At 71.0% G+C, this 14,702-nt stretch carries 12 protein-coding genes and 1 pseudogene; 2 read left to right on the top strand and 11 right to left on the bottom strand.

Features of this window, described 5'->3' with window-relative positions; translation table 11 throughout:
* Both ACFRFH_RS09115 and ACFRFH_RS09110 read right to left on the bottom strand, forming a co-directional pair.
* Positions 1-123 (bottom strand): annotated as a pseudogene (locus ACFRFH_RS09115) (ABC transporter ATP-binding protein); the annotation flags it as partial.
* Positions 124-129: 6 nt separating this feature from the next.
* A complete protein-coding gene (locus ACFRFH_RS09110; protein ID WP_382462657.1) occupies positions 130-1,317 on the bottom strand; it encodes a metallophosphoesterase family protein in 1,188 nt (395 codons plus the stop codon).
* 197 nt (positions 1,318-1,514) lie between these two features.
* Here ACFRFH_RS09110 and ACFRFH_RS09105 point away from each other — a divergent pair, with 197 nt between their 5' ends.
* Positions 1,515-3,560: a potassium transporter Kup gene (locus tag ACFRFH_RS09105; RefSeq protein ID WP_382462656.1), complete on the top strand. Its 2,046-nt coding sequence runs from the start codon at positions 1,515-1,517 to the stop codon at positions 3,558-3,560.
* A 10-nt stretch (positions 3,561-3,570) separates the two neighbouring features.
* On the opposite strand, the gene ACFRFH_RS09100 is transcribed toward ACFRFH_RS09105, so the two are convergent.
* From ACFRFH_RS09100 to ACFRFH_RS09085, 4 genes are all read right to left on the bottom strand, one after another.
* Positions 3,571-4,281: an alpha/beta fold hydrolase gene (locus ACFRFH_RS09100; RefSeq protein WP_382462655.1), complete on the bottom strand. Its 711-nt coding sequence runs from the start codon at positions 4,279-4,281 to the stop codon at positions 3,571-3,573.
* Positions 4,282-4,375: 94 nt separating this feature from the next.
* Positions 4,376-4,618, bottom strand: coding sequence for a three-helix bundle dimerization domain-containing protein (locus ACFRFH_RS09095; RefSeq protein WP_382462654.1), 243 nt, complete (start codon positions 4,616-4,618; stop codon positions 4,376-4,378).
* An 86-nt stretch (positions 4,619-4,704) separates the two neighbouring features.
* A complete protein-coding gene (locus ACFRFH_RS09090) occupies positions 4,705-6,339 on the bottom strand; it encodes an amidohydrolase (RefSeq protein WP_382462653.1) in 1,635 nt (544 codons plus the stop codon).
* Positions 6,336-7,766: a purine-cytosine permease family protein gene (locus ACFRFH_RS09085; protein WP_382462652.1), complete on the bottom strand. Its 1,431-nt coding sequence runs from the start codon at positions 7,764-7,766 to the stop codon at positions 6,336-6,338. The genes ACFRFH_RS09090 and ACFRFH_RS09085 overlap by 4 nt, the downstream gene beginning before the upstream one ends.
* 83 nt (positions 7,767-7,849) lie before the next feature.
* Between ACFRFH_RS09085 and ACFRFH_RS09080 the strand changes: the two genes are divergently transcribed.
* The gene (locus ACFRFH_RS09080) at positions 7,850-8,494 is read left to right on the top strand and encodes a TetR/AcrR family transcriptional regulator (protein ID WP_382462651.1); all 645 of its coding nucleotides are present in this window, start codon (positions 7,850-7,852) and stop codon (positions 8,492-8,494) included.
* A gap of 73 nt (positions 8,495-8,567) precedes the next feature.
* Here the strand turns inward: ACFRFH_RS09080 and manD are convergent, their stop codons facing one another.
* Genes manD through ACFRFH_RS09055 form a run of 5 tightly spaced genes read right to left on the bottom strand, consistent with a single transcriptional unit; the run spans position 8,568 to position 14,683 of the window.
* The gene (gene manD, locus ACFRFH_RS09075; protein WP_382462650.1) at positions 8,568-9,815 is read right to left on the bottom strand and encodes a D-mannonate dehydratase ManD; all 1,248 of its coding nucleotides are present in this window, start codon (positions 9,813-9,815) and stop codon (positions 8,568-8,570) included.
* Positions 9,812-11,230, bottom strand: coding sequence for a mannitol dehydrogenase family protein (locus ACFRFH_RS09070; RefSeq protein ID WP_382462649.1), 1,419 nt, complete (start codon positions 11,228-11,230; stop codon positions 9,812-9,814). Before ACFRFH_RS09070 ends, manD begins: the two co-directional genes overlap by 4 nt.
* Positions 11,231-11,247: 17 nt before the next feature.
* Complete coding sequence (gene uxaC / locus ACFRFH_RS09065) at positions 11,248-12,657, bottom strand: glucuronate isomerase (RefSeq protein ID WP_382462648.1); 1,410 nt, start codon at positions 12,655-12,657, stop codon at positions 11,248-11,250.
* Positions 12,654-13,841, bottom strand: coding sequence for a Gfo/Idh/MocA family protein (locus tag ACFRFH_RS09060; protein ID WP_382462647.1), 1,188 nt, complete (start codon positions 13,839-13,841; stop codon positions 12,654-12,656). The genes uxaC and ACFRFH_RS09060 overlap by 4 nt, the downstream gene beginning before the upstream one ends.
* On the bottom strand, positions 13,838-14,683 hold the full coding sequence (locus tag ACFRFH_RS09055; protein ID WP_382462646.1) for a sugar phosphate isomerase/epimerase family protein: 846 nt from the start codon (positions 14,681-14,683) through the stop codon (positions 13,838-13,840). The genes ACFRFH_RS09060 and ACFRFH_RS09055 overlap by 4 nt, the downstream gene beginning before the upstream one ends.
* Between the last annotated feature and the right edge of the window lie 19 nt (positions 14,684-14,702).

The raw sequence follows: 14,702 nt of genomic DNA, 5'->3' as shown, positions 1-14,702 counted from the left end.
CGTCTTGCCCGCGCCGTTCGGACCGAGCAGGCCGTGGACGGTGCCGCGGGCGACCGTGAGGTCGAGCCCGTCCAACGCCCACTTGTCCCCGTACCTCTTCCGTGCGCCCTCGACATTCGGCACGAATGCTCAGCGGTTGCACTCCCCGGAGCCGGCGTCGGAGTAGGTGAGCGCGCTCGCCGGCTGGCCCGCGCCGGCGAGGGCGGGCGCGTACGAGTACGCGTAGCCGTGCTGCTTCAGCGTGAACTTCATCGTGCCGTAGCCCTGGTCGAAGCCGGTGAGCACGTTCGCGTTCGCGTAGCTGCCGTCCGCGTTCTTCGCCAGGGTGTCGAGCGCCTCGCCGCCGGTGCCGACGATGAACTCGGGGATGCCGTGCTTCGGGTCGTACTGCCCCGCGGGGTTCATCGGCTTGAGGTGCGCGTAGGCGTGCTCGTGGCCGTTCAGCACCAGGGTGGCGTGGTTGGCGTAGAGCAGCTTCCACCAGGCGTCCGCCACCTGGCCCTCCTGGCCGCCCGCGCCCGGGTCCCCGGCGCCGACCGTGGCGGTGGAGGCCGTGGTCGCGCTGAACGTGGGCTGGTGCCAGTAGGCGATCGTGCACTGCTGCTGGTTGCTCTTCAGGTCGCTCGCCAGCCAGGTCGTCTCCTGCGCGAGGAGGCCGCCGTCCGTGGTGGAGCAGTCGTTGCCGAAGGCCGCCGAGTTGCACTCCACGTTCAGCGAGACGATGTGCCAGTTGCCGAGGTTGTACGAGTACCAGCCCTGGTTCGCGGTCGTGTCGTCGCCGGCCTGGCCCGAGATGTTCGGGGCGCCGGTCTGGTCGTGGCCGTTGAAGTAGGCGAAGTAGCCGTTGCCGTTCTGGCCGGCCTCGTTGTCGCCCTTCTTCGTGTAGGAGTAGTACTCGTGGTTGCCGGGCGCCGGCTTCTCCAGGAACTTCAGGCCGCCCCAGGCCTGCTCGAAGGAGCCCTCGAAGTCGCTCAGCTTGCCCACCTGGTACTGCTCGTCGCCGAGCAGCGCGACGGCGTCCGGCTTCATCGCGTCCGCCTGCTTCGCGGTCGCGAACTCGGCGTCGTAGCCGCCGAGGCTCGGGCTGCCGCACTTGAGGCCGGCCGGGTTGGCGGCGTTGTCGCCGTCGTTCGGCTCGCACGCGATGTCGCCGACGGCGGCGAGCGTGTACGTCTTGTCGTTCTGCGCTTTGACGGCCGAGTCGTAGGGCCAGCCGTTGTCGATCGCGGGTGCGGCGACGGCCGCCGCCGTGCCGAGGAGCGTCGCGGCGACGACGCCGGCGGCGATCAGTGAGAGCTTTCGGGTTCTGGAACGCATCGAGATCCTCCTGAGACTGGTGAGTAGACCCCCGGACAGGTGTGAGCCTCGAAGCAGCGGGCGTCGAGGCGGTGAACCGTCCCCGACCGGCGGGTGAACGCTCCCTGCGGACTCTCACAGACTTCCGCCGGAGGGCATCCGGAACGCTCAGCGAGTCGGCTGGTCACGCGCCGCGGCAACGGGGGTAGCGTGACGGCGTGCACCAGAACCACGAGCATTCAGCGCCGAGCCACGAGCGTTCAGCGCAGAAGCTGGCCGATCAAGCCGAACAGGCCGAACAGAAGGTTGCCGAGGAGGCCGACCACGCCGAGCAGAAGGCGGTCGAACGCCGTCCCTCGCCCCGGAGGCCCGACCACCGGCGGCGACTGCTGTTCGGGGCAGCGTTGGCCGCGCTCGGCGTCGTCTTCGGCGACATCGGCACCAGCCCGCTCTACGCACTGAAGACGGTCTTCCTCCTCGACAACGGAGCGGTCCGGGCCCAGCAGGACGACGTGTACGGCGTCATCTCCCTGATCTTCTGGAGCGTGACGATCATCGTCTCGATCAAATACATCGGCATCCTGATGCGCGCCGACAACGACGGCGAGGGCGGCGTCATGGCCCTGGCCGCGCTCGCGCAGCGGCTGTACGCCAAGAACGCGGGCAAGGCCGGAACGCTCCTCGTGATCGGCATCGTGGGCGTCGCCCTCTTCTACGGCGACTCGATCATCACCCCGGCGATCTCCGTGCTGTCCGCGGTCGAAGGCCTCCACGTCACCGTGCCGGCGATCTCGCACCTGGTCATCCCGATCGCCGCGGTCATCCTGGTCGCGCTGTTCGTGGTGCAGAAGTTCGGCACGGGGAAGGTCGGGGTGCTGTTCGGGCCCGTCATGGTGCTGTGGTTCGTCGTCATCGGGGTGGCCGGGCTTGCGATGGTCGTCCAGTTCCCGGCCGTGCTGCTCGGGCTCTCCCCGACCTACGCCATCGCCTTCCTCGTCAGCAAGCCGCTCGTCGCGTTCGTCGCGCTCGGCGCGGTGGTCCTGGTCATCACGGGAGCGGAGGCCCTCTACGCCGACATGGGCCACTTCGGCCGGGCGCCGATCAGTCGGGCCTGGTTCTTCCTGGTCTTCCCCGCCCTCGTGCTCAACTACCTCGGCCAGGCCGCGCTCGTGCTGCACGATCCGGCGACGCGGGCGGACCCGTTCTTCCTGCTCATCCCGGAGTGGGGCCGGCTCCCTGTCGTGATCCTGGCGACCGCGGCGACGGTGATCGCGAGCCAGGCCGTGATCTCCGGCGCGTACTCGCTCTCCCGCCAGGCCGTGCAGCTCGGCCTGCTGCCGCCGCTCACCGTCAAGCAGACCTCCCAGCACGAGGGCGGGCAGATCTACCTGCCGGCCGTCAACCTCCTGCTGTTCATCGGCGTCATGGCGGTCATGCTCTCGTTCGGCTCGTCCGACCGGCTGTCGACGGCGTACGGCATCTCGGTGACCGGCGCCCTCGTCGTGGACACCGTCCTGCTGCTGCTCGTCGCCCGGCCGCTCTGGAACTGGGCGCCGTGGAAGATCGTGCTCGCGGCGGTCGCCTTCGGCGGGCTCGAGCTCAGCTTCCTGGCGGGCAACCTCTCCAAGATCATCAACGGCGGCTGGGTGCCGCTGCTGATCGCCGGCGTCGTCATCCTCGTCATGACGACCTGGCGGCGCGGACGGCAGCTGGTGCAGGCCGACCGGCTGAAGAAGGAAGGCTCGATGGCGCAGTTCATCGAGGAGATCCGCAAGAAGAAGCTGCCGCGGGTGCCGGGCATCGCCATCTTCCCGCACCCGAACAAGGACACCACCCCGCTGGCGCTGCGGGCCAACGTCAAGCACAACCACGTCCTCCATGAGCATGTGATCATCGTCGGGGTGAGCATCGCGCAGGTGCCGCATGTGCCGGCGGCGGACGCCTTCGAGTACGACCCGCTCGGCTACGCCGACGACGGCATCGAGTTCCTCAACATCACGTTCGGCTTCTCGGACGACCCGGACATCCCGCGCGCCCTCCGCGCCGCGGTGCGGGAGGGCGTGCTGCCGCTCGACTCGGCGAACTTCAAACAGGCGTCGTACTTCATCTCCCGCGGCGCGATCCGGATCACCCGCAAGGACAGCATGGTGCCGTGGCGCCGATCGCTGTTCGTCGCGCTCGCCCACAACGCCGCGAACCCGGCAGCCCGGTTCGGGCTGCCGGCGCTGCGGACGGTGACGATGGGAAGCGACGTGGAGATCTGAGCGAGCCGCCTCAGCTCTCCGCCGCCGCCCGGATCACCTCCGCGATCTCCGCGTGCCTCGGGATGAACGCCGTGTGCGACCCGTCGATGTGCGAGGTCGTCGCTCCCATCCGCTCGGCGTAGAACGCCTCCGCCTTCGGCGAGATCGAGTTGTCGCCGTCCGACACCACGAACCAGCTCGGGATGTCCTTCCAGCCGGCCGCGGTCGCATTCTGGGTGAGGGAGGCCACCGCGAGCGGGCGCTGCGTGGCGTACATCACGGCCGCGACCTCCTCGGAGGAGTCGCCGCAGAAGACCTCGCGGAAGCGCTCCTTCTTGACGTAGACCTCCGGGCCGCCGGGCGAGCCGACCGCGTCGTACGGGGTGGGCTCGTTCTCGGTTGCGAGCAGCGGAGCGGGGAACGGCTCCTGCGCGCTCACGCAGCTCTCGCCGACGTCGAGGGCGAAGGCGGCCATGTAGACGAGCGCTTTCACGTTGCCGAGCCCCGCGGAGGCCTGGGAGATCACGGCGCCACCGTAGGAGTGGCCCGCCAGCACGACGGGTCCGTCGATCGCGCCGACCACCCGCGCGACGGAGTCCGCGTCGGTGAGCAGGCTCCTGAGCGGATTCGGCGGTGCGACCACCGGGTAGCCGGATGCCTCCAGGTCGCCGATCAGGCCGGCGAAACCGGACGCGTCGGCGAAAGCACCGTGAACGAGCACGATCGTGGGCTGTGCAGCCATGAGTCTTCCTTCGTTTCCATGAGTGGGTGGACGACGCCATCCTGAAACCCCCTCACGGCACGCGGCAAGACCCGACCGCCCGACCGCCCGACCGCTACGGGGCGGAGGCGGTCTCCCCGTCCAGCTCCGTGCGCACCTCGTGCTCCACCAGCACCGGCACGAAGTCGCGCACGGGCGCGTCCTCGTACTGCTCGTAGTGCTCCTCGACCAGCTGGTCGATCTGCTCCTTCGGCACCTCGGGGAAACGGTCGCTGAGCCGCTCGGCAGCGCGCTCGAGTGCCACGGTCTCGTCCTGCAGACCCGCACCCTGGGTGCGCTTGTCGTTTTCGCTCGTCATGCCGCGATTCTCCGCCGGGCCGCGGAAATGGCAAGGGGCCCTGCGCCAATCCACAGGGCCCCGTGCCAGAACGGCGACCGGCTCGCCTACGCGGCGTACACCGTCCGCCCCGCCACGATCGTCTCGATCACGCGCGCCCCCAGCAGCGACGACGCCCCCTCTGCGAAGACGTCCACGTCGAGCACCGCGAGGTCGGCCGCATAGCCCGCCGCGATCCGCCCGCGCCAGTCGCCATCGCCCACCGAGGCGGCGGCGTCCCGGGTCGCGTGGGCCACCGCGCGCTCCAGCGGCAGCGCGTACTGCGGGTGCACCGCCGGGACCGACGGGTCCAGCGCGGACGCCCGGGTGGAGGCCACGTACAGGTTCGCGAGCGCCTGGTGCGGCGCGGTCGGCGAGTCGGTCGAGAAGGCGAGGAGGGCGCCGGCGTCCTCATACTCCGGCCACGGGAAGGCCCGGTCGACCCGGTCGTCGCCCAGCATCTCGGCCCAGTTCTCGAAGATCGCCGGGTCGGAGTGCACCGGCTGCATCGACGCGGTGACGCCGAGGCGGGCCATCCGCTCCGCCGTCCCCGGGGCCGCGTACTCCAGGTGCTCGATGCGGTGCCGGCGCGGGAGGTCGCCGTTTACGGCGACGGCCTGCTCCAGCGCGTCGAGCGCGAGCTGGCTCGCGTAGTCGCCGATCGCGTGCTGCGCGATCTGGAGGCCGGCGGCGTCCGCCGCCGCGACGACCGGCGCGAGCCGCTCCAGCGGCCAGATCGGGTCGGCGTTGCTCCCATTCGCGTACGGCTGCCGCATGGCGGCGGTGCAGGCGTCGATCACGCCGTCCAGGATGAGCTTGATGCCCACCACGCGCAGCCACGGCGTCGACGGTTCGGCCGCGAGCTGCGCGGCCCGCTCGACCTGCGCGAGGTTCGCCGCGTCGTCGCCGGTGTTCGTGATGAGCCAGTGCGCCGCGACGCGGAGCGGGAGCTCTCCCCCGCGCCGCTCCTGCGCGCGCTTCAGCGCGGCCAGGCCGAACTCGTCGAACGCCATGTCGACCACGCCGGCGACGCCGGTCGCGAGGTAGGCGTCGATCGTGCGCTCGACATGCTCGTCCCGGTCGGCGTCGGTGGTGGCCTCGTCGCGCTGCGCCCAGGCGTACTGGGTCGCCGCGGTCTCCAGCAGCAGGCCGGTCGGCTCGCCGTCCGCGTCGCGCACGATCTCGCCGCCGATCGGGTCGGGGGTGTCGCGCGTGATGCCGAGCTCGGCCAGCGCCGCGGTGTTGACCCAGCAGGAGTGGTAGTCGTTCGCGTCGAGGTAGACGGGGGTGTCGGGGAGGACCGCGTCGATCATCGCCGCGGTCGGCGCCCCGCCCGGGACAGCGTCGAACAGCCAGCCGCGCCCGCGCAGCACGGCCGCGTCGGGCTGCGCCTCGCGCGCCTCCACCAGCAGCCGGAGGATGCCGTCGAGGTCGCGCGCGTCGGTCAGGTACACCTGGCCGAGCGCGGCGCCCATCATCAGCAGGTGGGTGTGCGCGTCGGTGATCCCGGGCAGGACGAGGCGGCCCCGGAGGTCGACCGTCCGGTCGGCGGCCGGCGCGGCGGCCTCGTCCTCCGGCGAGCCCACCCAGCTGATCGTGTCGCCGGTCACGGCGAAGGCGTCGGCCCAGGCCTTCCCGGGGTCCGCGTCCGCGGTGAAGACGCGGCCGTTGCGGTAGAGCGTGGTCAGGGTCTGGTCGGTCACAGCCGGCCCTCCTTTCCGAGCCGGGTGCGGCTCAGCAGTGCGTATAGAAGTGCGCTCACGGTCATCCCGACCGGCACCGACAGGTCGATGTGGCCGATCGCGGCGGAGAGCGCTCCGGTCCAGACGTCCGTCGACAGGCACAGCGCGGTCGCGACACCGCCGACCAGCAGCGCGCCGATGCCCGGTATGCTCCAGCCGCCGGTGTACCAGAACCGGCCGCCGCGCCGGTCGTCGAACAGGTCGAGGCCGTCGTAGACGTTGCGGCGCCGGATCACGTCGACCACGAAGATCGCCATGGCGGGGCCGGACACGACGACCAGGAACTGCAGCAGCAGGTTCGCGGCCTCCAGCAGGCTGGACGACAGCACCAGGTAGATGGTCAGCGCGGTCCCGACGAGGCCGACGATGATCGCGGCCGGGATGCGCTTGAGCCGGAACCCGATCGCCTGCAGCGACATGCTGGAGGAGTAGGCCGTCATCGCGTTGAGCGCGATCGTGTTGACGATGACCCCGACGACGAGCAGCGGCCCCATCCAGCCCGGCAGCAGGTCGAACAGCGCGACGTCGATGCCCGCGTCGAAGGCCCCCGACTTCAGGCCGGTCGCCAGCAGCACGCCGACGATCGTGAACACGACGAACGGGAGCGCTCCGCCGAGCGCCGTGGCCGCGGCGATGTGCGACGGCTTGGTCGAGCGCGGCAGGTAGCGGGCGAGGTCCGGGCTGTTGATGAAGGACAGCGGCGACGAGGCCAGGATCGTGAACCCGACCGTGATCGCCGACCACAGCGCGATCCCGCTCAGCGGGTGCGCGGCGGTGTAGCCCCAGTTCACGGTCGGCAGGATGAAGAGCGAGACGAGCACGAAGATCGCGAACAGCAGCACGGCCATGACCGGGTAGATGCGCAGGATGAGCCCGTGCCCGAAGATCGCGACCGCGATGGTGACCGCCGAGACGACGATCGTCACGCCGATGGGCACCCAGACCGGGTCGGAGAGCCCGATGCGGCGCAGGAGGTCGGCGCCCATGAACGAGGACGCGAGCCAGGTGAGCGAGAGGAAGACCGCGCCGATGAACCAGCCGACGAACGCGACGAACAGCTTGTTGCCGATGATCCCGTACATGGCGCGGGTCACCACAGAGCCCGAGGTGCCGGAGGCCGGACCGCTGGCCGCGATGATCCCCGGGAACACCCAGAGCAGCGCGGCGACCAGGATCACCAGGACCGCCTGCCAGATCTCCAGGCCGAGCAGGATGAGCGTCGCGCCGATCGTGAAGTTGAGGATGCTCACCCCCGGCGCCGCCCAGACGAAGAACAGGTCGCGGGCGCGGCCGTGGCGCTCGGCGTCGCCGATGACCTCGATGCCGCGGGTTTCGGGTTGGGTGGACACGTCCACGAATTCGTCGGCGCCGATCCGTTCTCGGGTCATGGCGTTCCTCTCTGACTCAGTTCCATTGCTATTGGTCATGTGCCCAATTAACTATTGGTCAGTCATTCAATAGCATGGGAGGCATGGAGTCAAGAGCGACGTCCGAGAGCGTCCCCGAGCAGGCGGCCACGAGCCAGCCCCGGTCGCGCAAACCCGCCGAGGAGCGCCGCGAAGAGATCCTGGCCGCGGCGGCCGAGATCGCGATCGAGGAGGGCCTGGAGCGGATCACCCTCCGCGCCGTCGCCGCCCGGCTCGGCGTCCGGCCAGGCCTGATCTCGCACTACTTCCCCGCGGCGGAGGACCTCGTCGACGAGGCCTTCGCGCGCGCGGCGACCATCGAGCGCGAGCGCTTCTTCCCGACCGAGGGTCCGCCGCTCGATCGGCTCGCGCACTTCGTGCACCACATCGACTCCGGGGCCTCCTGGCCGCTGGCCCGCCTGTGGCTGAACGCGCGTCACCTCTCCCGGTTCACGCCGTCACTGGAGGAGACGCTGCGCGAGCAGGACGCCCTCGACCGCTCGCGGCTGCGGGCCATCGTGCAGGAAGGGGCCGACGCCGGCGTGTTCGCCGAGGTCGACCCCGAGTGGGCGAGCATCCGCATCCTGATCGCGGTCGACGGGAGCGGCTCCTACGTCAACAGCGCGGGCGACCTCAGCAACCCCGCGCAGGTGCGCTTCGTCGCCGACGTCGTCGAGTGGACCCTAGCCCTCCCCCCCGGCACCCTCTAACCATCGATTCCGGAATTGTGCACGCAACACGCCGGTGCTGAGCGTGCACAACTCCGGAAAAGATGGCTGGGGGTCACCAGTCGTGCATGGAGCCGTCGAGGAGGCGGTTCACGGGGAGGTACGCGGGCTGATACGGGAAGGAGTCGGCGACGAGGTCGTCGTAGTCGACGCCGAGGCCGGGGGTCTCGCCGGGGATCAGCATGCCGTCCTCGAACGTGTACGTCGGGCGGAAGACCTCGTTCGTGTCGGCGCTGTGTTTCATGTACTCCTGGATGCCGAAGTTGGGGATCGCGATGCCGAGGTGGACAGCAGCCGCGAGCCCGACCGGGGAGACATCCGTCGGCCCGTGCACACCGGACTTGATCTGGTACACCGACGCGTAGTCGAAGATCCGCCGCAGCCCGGTGATCCCACCGGCGTGCGTGACTGGTGAGCGCACGTAGTCGATCAGCTGCTCCTCGAACAGCTCCCGGTAATCGTGGATGGTGTTGAACACCTCACCGATCGCCAGCGGCGTCGTGGTGTGCTCCCGCACCCGCCGCAGCACCGCCTGGTTCTCCGCGGGGGTGACGTCCTCAAGCCAGAACAGGTCGTAGGGCTCCAGCGACTTGCCCAGCTTGGCCGCTTGGATCGGCGTGAGCCGGTGGTGCGCGTCGTGCAACAACGGCAACTCCGGCCCGAACTCGTTGCGCACCGCCTCGAAGACGGTCGGGATGTGGCGCAGGTAGGCGCGGGTGTCCCACTGCTCCTCCACCGGCACCGCACTGCGGCGCGCTGGCTCGTGGTCGTACCGGGAGGTCGTCCCGCCCGCCCCCGCGCCGGCATTCGCCGAGGACGCCACCCCGTAGACCGAGGACAGCCCGGGGATGCCGGTCTGGATGCGGATGGCGCGGTAGCCCTGCTCCAGATGGGCGCGGATGGAGTCGAACAGCTCGGGCAGCTCCGCGCCGGACGCGTGCCCGTAGCAGAGCGTCCCGACCCGGCTCTTACCGCCGAGCAGCTGGTAGAGCGGGAGGCCGGCGACCTTGGCCTTGATGTCCCACAGCGCCGTATCAACCGCGGCGATGGAGGCCATCGTGACCGGGCCGCGCCGCCAGTACGCGCCGCGGTACAGGTACTGCCAGGTGTCCTCGATCGCGTGCGCGTCCCGCCCGATCAGCAACGGGACCACATGCTCACTCAGGTACGCGGCCACCGCGAGCTCGCGCCCGTTCAGCGTCGCGTCGCCGAGACCGGTGAACCCGTCCTCGGTCGTGATCCGCAACGTCACGAAGTTGCGGCCCGGGCTGGAGACCAGGACGTCGGCAGCGGTGATTCTCATACGTGTGCTCCTCGGTGGAATGATGCGGCTCTGACGGCGTCCACCGCGGCCACGATGTCGGGATCGGCCGCCAGGCGCGGGTCGATCAGGGCGAGCAGGCGGGAGGTCGGGTCGACGGACGCGCGGGCCTCGGCGATCGCGTCGGACTCCGCATCCACCAGCGTGCGACCGGCCCGGGCGAGCGCCACCCAGGCGGCGAGCGGGTACACGCACCCGGAGCCGTCACGGCCCGCCGCGCGCTCGGCGAGCAGGGTGCCCACGATCCGCACCCGCAGTTTCGCCACCGCCTCCGCGGCGATCTGCTCGAGGTTGTGCTCGATGCGGGCGTTCGCGAACCGCTCGATCAGCGCGTCGCGGTAGCGGCGGAGGTCCAGGCCTTCGGCGGGCAGGTGCCGCACGGACTCGTTCCAGTACGCCTCCACCCGCGCGCGCAGCGCGGGATCGGCGACGGCCTGGGCGACCGTGCGGTAGCCGCGGGAGAGGCCGGCGTACGCGAGCAGGCTGTGCGCGCCGTTCAGCAGGCGCAGCTTGCGCTGCTCGAACGGCTCGATGTCGTCCACGAACCGCGCGCCTGCCGACTCCCACGCGGGCCGGCCGGCCGGGAAGTCGCCAGAGAGGACCCAGTCCGCGAAGGGCTCGGTGACGACGACGGCGCGGTCGTCCCAGCCGGTGACCCAGGACGCGCCGAGGACGTCCTCCTCGGTGGTCCGCGGCGTGATCCTGTCGACGGAGGTCGAGACGAACGACACCGTCGCGGCGATCCAGTCGGCGGTCTCGTCGCTCACCTGACGGGCGAGCGCGTCCAACCCTCCGGCCACGAACGGGCCGTTGCCGGGGATGTTGTCGCAGGGGACGACGGCGAGCGGGCCCGATCCCGCTCGCCGTCGGGCTTCGAGGGCAAGCAGCAACCGGCCGAGCGCGGTGACCGGCCCGTCGGCCACGCGGGCCAGGTCGTCGTCGGACGCGAACGCCTGACGCAGGCGCTCGATGTCGGCGACCACCGCGCCGTCGTCGAGGCGGGGACGGCCGTCCGGGGTCAGACGGTAGCCGGGCTCCGTGATCGTGAGCGTGACGATCGCCGTGCGCGGCGCACGGATGCGCGAAACCAGCCGGGCCAGGTCTGCCCCGTCCGACGCCTCGGCGATGCTTCGCACGACCGAGACCTCGTCCTCGTCGGGCGAGCGCACGACCAGGGTGAAGAGGCCGTCCTGCGGCGCCAGCTCGAGCGCGGCGGCCGGGCTGCGCCCGGTGAACGCCGAGATGCCCCATTCGCCGCCGGGGTCGACGACGTCGGTGTACCAGGCCTGGTGCGCGCGGTGGAATGCGCCGAGGCCGAGGTGCACAATCCGCACCTCGGGAGCCCGACGGACGTAGCCCTGCGCCGCGTCGAAGGTCGCCCGGGAGAGCCGGGTCAAGGTTCCGCTGTAGCCACTCACAGTTTGAACACCCGCCGCGGCTGGGTCGTCACCAGGTCCACGATGATGCGCTCGGCCGCCGCACGCTCGACGCGGCCCTCGCGCACCAGGCGACCGAGGAACGCCGCATCCAAGCGGCGCGACATGTCGTGCCGTGCCGGGATGGAGAGGAACGCGCGCGTGTCGTCGATGAAGCCGGACCCGCGGTAGAAGCCTGCCGTCTCGGTCGTCGCCGCGCGGAACCGCAGCACCGCGTCGGGCGCGTCGAGGAACCACCACGGCGCGCCGATGAACACGGAGGGGTAGAACCCGGCCAGCGGAGCGAGCTCCCGCGACGCCGCCGACTCGTCCACCGTGAACAGCACCAGGTGGAAGCCTGGGGCGTCGCCGTACTTCTCCAGCAACGGGCGAAGCCCCTCCGTGTACCGCGTCGTGACGGGGATGTCGTGCCCGGTGTCCGGGCCGAACCCCTCGAAGGTCGCGGTGTGGTGGTTGCGGAACACCCCGGGGTGGACCGTCATGACCAGCCCGTCCTCGACGCTCATCCGGGCCATCTGCAGCAGCATGTGGCCCTGGAAGACCGCCGCGTCCGCCGGAGACAGGTCGCCGTGCAGCGCCCGCTCGAACAGCCGGGAGGCCTCGGCGTGGTCGAGGTCGACCGTCAACGGCTGGAGCACGCCGTGATCCGCCGAGACGGCGCCGTGCTCCACGAAGTAGCGGCGTCGGCCGGCCAGCGCCTCCAGATACCCGGAGAAGCTGGAGGTCGCGGTGCCGTTCCACTCGGCCAGGCGGCCGATGCGCTCGGCGAAGCCCGGCGCGAGCGGGTTGAGGTACGCGTCCGGACGGAAGGTCGGCACGACGCGCCCGGTGAACGCCGGGTCCGCGGCCAGCGTCTCATGCGCGGCCAGGTCGTCCATCGGGTCGTCCGTGGTCGCCATCACCTCGATGCCGAACCGGTCGAACAGCGCGCGCGGCCGGAACCCGTCGGTGGCGAGGATGGCCTGGATACGGTCGTAGAGCACGTCCGCGTTCGACGCATCCGGCTCCTCCGCGATCCCGAACAGCTCGGCCAGCTCGCTGCGCAGCCAGTACCCGGAGGCCGTGCCGGCGAACAGGTGCCAGCGGCTGCAGAGCGTCCGCCAGACCTCCGGCGGTGGGGCGACCGGCGCCCCGCCCGCACCGGGGATGCCGAGCTCGCCGAGCGGCACGCCGTCCGCGTGCAGCAGCCGCGTCACGTAGTGGTCGTAGCGCACCAGCAGGTCGGCGGGGTCGGGGAAGGGCCGGTCCTCGACCAGGAGCGCCGGGTCGACGTGCCCGTGCGGCGAGATGATCGGCAGGCGCTCGACCGCCGCGAACAGGTCGCGGGCGATCGAGCGCGTCTCCGGATCCACCGGCAGCAGGCGGTCCGGGTCGAGGCCCTCGGTCACTGCAGCACGGCCGTTCCGCCGGTGACCAGCACGACCTCGTCGTACTCGCCGGCCAGCACGTCGGCGACCCGGATCGGCTTGCCCAGCGTCGCCGAGACGTACAGCGCGCGGACCACGGCCAGCGCGGTCGTCGCCTCCCGCACGCCCACGACGGGCTCGGCGCCGGTGCGGATGCTGTGCACGACGTCCAGGTACTGCTTGGCGTGCGCGGTCTGGAGGTCGTCCGCGCCACGGGTGTTCTCGCTCGCGTCGACCGAGCCCACCTCGCGGGCGGCCTGGTTGCGGGTGCCCCCGATGCCGTAATTGTTGTCGGCGGCCTCCGGGTCGGCGTCGGCGGCGTAGAAGTAGAGCAGCCGGTCGTTGTCGATGATGGCCGAGCCCGCCGATCCGTGCACCTGGAGGCGCGCGGAGAGGCCGGGGTACGCCGCGGTGGTCGCGTGCACGACGGCGAGCGCTCCCGACTCGAAGCGCACGGTGGCGACCGCCGTGTCCTCGACCTCCATGTTCTCGTGGGCGAGGAGGGCGGTCTGGGCGTAGACCTCGACCGGCGTCCCCAGGAACCAGAGCAGCAGGTCGACGCTGTGCACGCCCTGGTTCATCACGGCGCCGCCGCCGTCGAGGTCCCAGGTGCCGCGCCACTCGCCGGAGTCGTAGTAGCTCTGCGAGCGCCACCAGGAGACGGCGGCGCTGCCCGAGGTGATGGTGCCGAACCGGCCCGCCTGGATGGCGTCGGACACCGCGACGCTGCCCGCGTCGAACCGGTGCTGGCTGATGATCGACGTGACCTGGCCACGCTCGCGGGCGGCGTCCGCGGCGTCCTGCACGAGGCGCGCGTTGGTCAGGCTGACGTCGATCGGCTTCTCGATGATGACGTGCGTGCCGGCGTTCAGGGCGGCCACGGCGACGGCCGCGTGGGCGCCGCTCGGAGTGCAGACGGCGACGAGGTCGAGGTCGGCGGCGCCGAGCGCGTCCGCGATCGAGGTGTAGACCGCCGGGCGCGCGGCGCCCAGCACGTTCTCCACCTTGTCGGCGAGGCTCAGCGCCTTGGACTCCACGACGTCGACCAGGGCGACTAGCTCCAGGTCCTCTGTGCCGACGACGACCTCGGCGTGCTGGGCGCCGATGACGCCGCAGCCGACGACGGCGACGCGCAGGCGCTCGACGGCGGAATTCTCGACGCTCACTGTGCCGTCACCCCCGCCTCGGCGAGCACGCGGCCGAAGGCGCGACCGGCGACGCCGAACGCGAACGGGCCGCTGAAACCGCCCAGGTGGTGGGCGTTGGCCAGGTGCGGCTCGAGCGAGAAGAAGCCCTCGAAGCCGTCCTCGCGCAGGGCGGCGATGGTCTCGGCGAGCTCGCCGTCGCCCTCACCGGCGGGCATGACGGCCCCGTCGGCCGAGCGGGCGTCCTTCACCTGGAAGTACTCCAGGTGCGGGCGCAGCGACGCGTACGCGCTGGTGAACGGCTTGACGCCGACCTGCACGAAGTTTGCCGAGTCCCACGCCACGCGGAGCGCCGGCGAGCCGACGGTCTCGATGATGTCGAGGACGCGCTCCGGGGTGTCGCCGTAGATCTCCTTCTCGTTCTCGTGCACGAGGACGACGCCGCTCGCGGCGGCGAGGTCGGCCAGGGCGGTCATGCGCTCCATGACCGCGTCGCGGATGTCCTCCGGCGTCTGGTCCTCCGAACGGTAGAACGAGAAGATCCGGATGTAGCGGGCGCCGAGCACCTCGGCGGCGCGGATGGCACGGGCCAGGCGGCCGACCTCGTACTCCACCGGCTCGGCGACGTCGACCTTGCCGATCGGCGACGCGATGGCCGAGACGCCCATCCCGTGCTCGCGCAGGATGCCGTCGAGGCGGGCGAGCTCCTCCTCGGTGAGGTCGACGATGTTGGTGCCCCACGCGCTGCGCACCTCGATGTGCGTGGCTCCGAGCGCCTGGAGCACGGCGATCTGGACCTCGGGGTCCGGGCTGATCTCGTCTCCGAAGCCGGAGAGGGTCCATTGCGACTGTGACACGTTCATATCCCTTGTGTTTCGTAGC

The sequence above is a fragment of the Leifsonia sp. NPDC056824 genome, from assembly GCF_042789575.1.
GTDB lineage: Bacteria > Actinomycetota > Actinomycetes > Actinomycetales > Microbacteriaceae > Leifsonia.
This window is presented reverse-complemented; position numbering and strand designations above follow the sequence as displayed.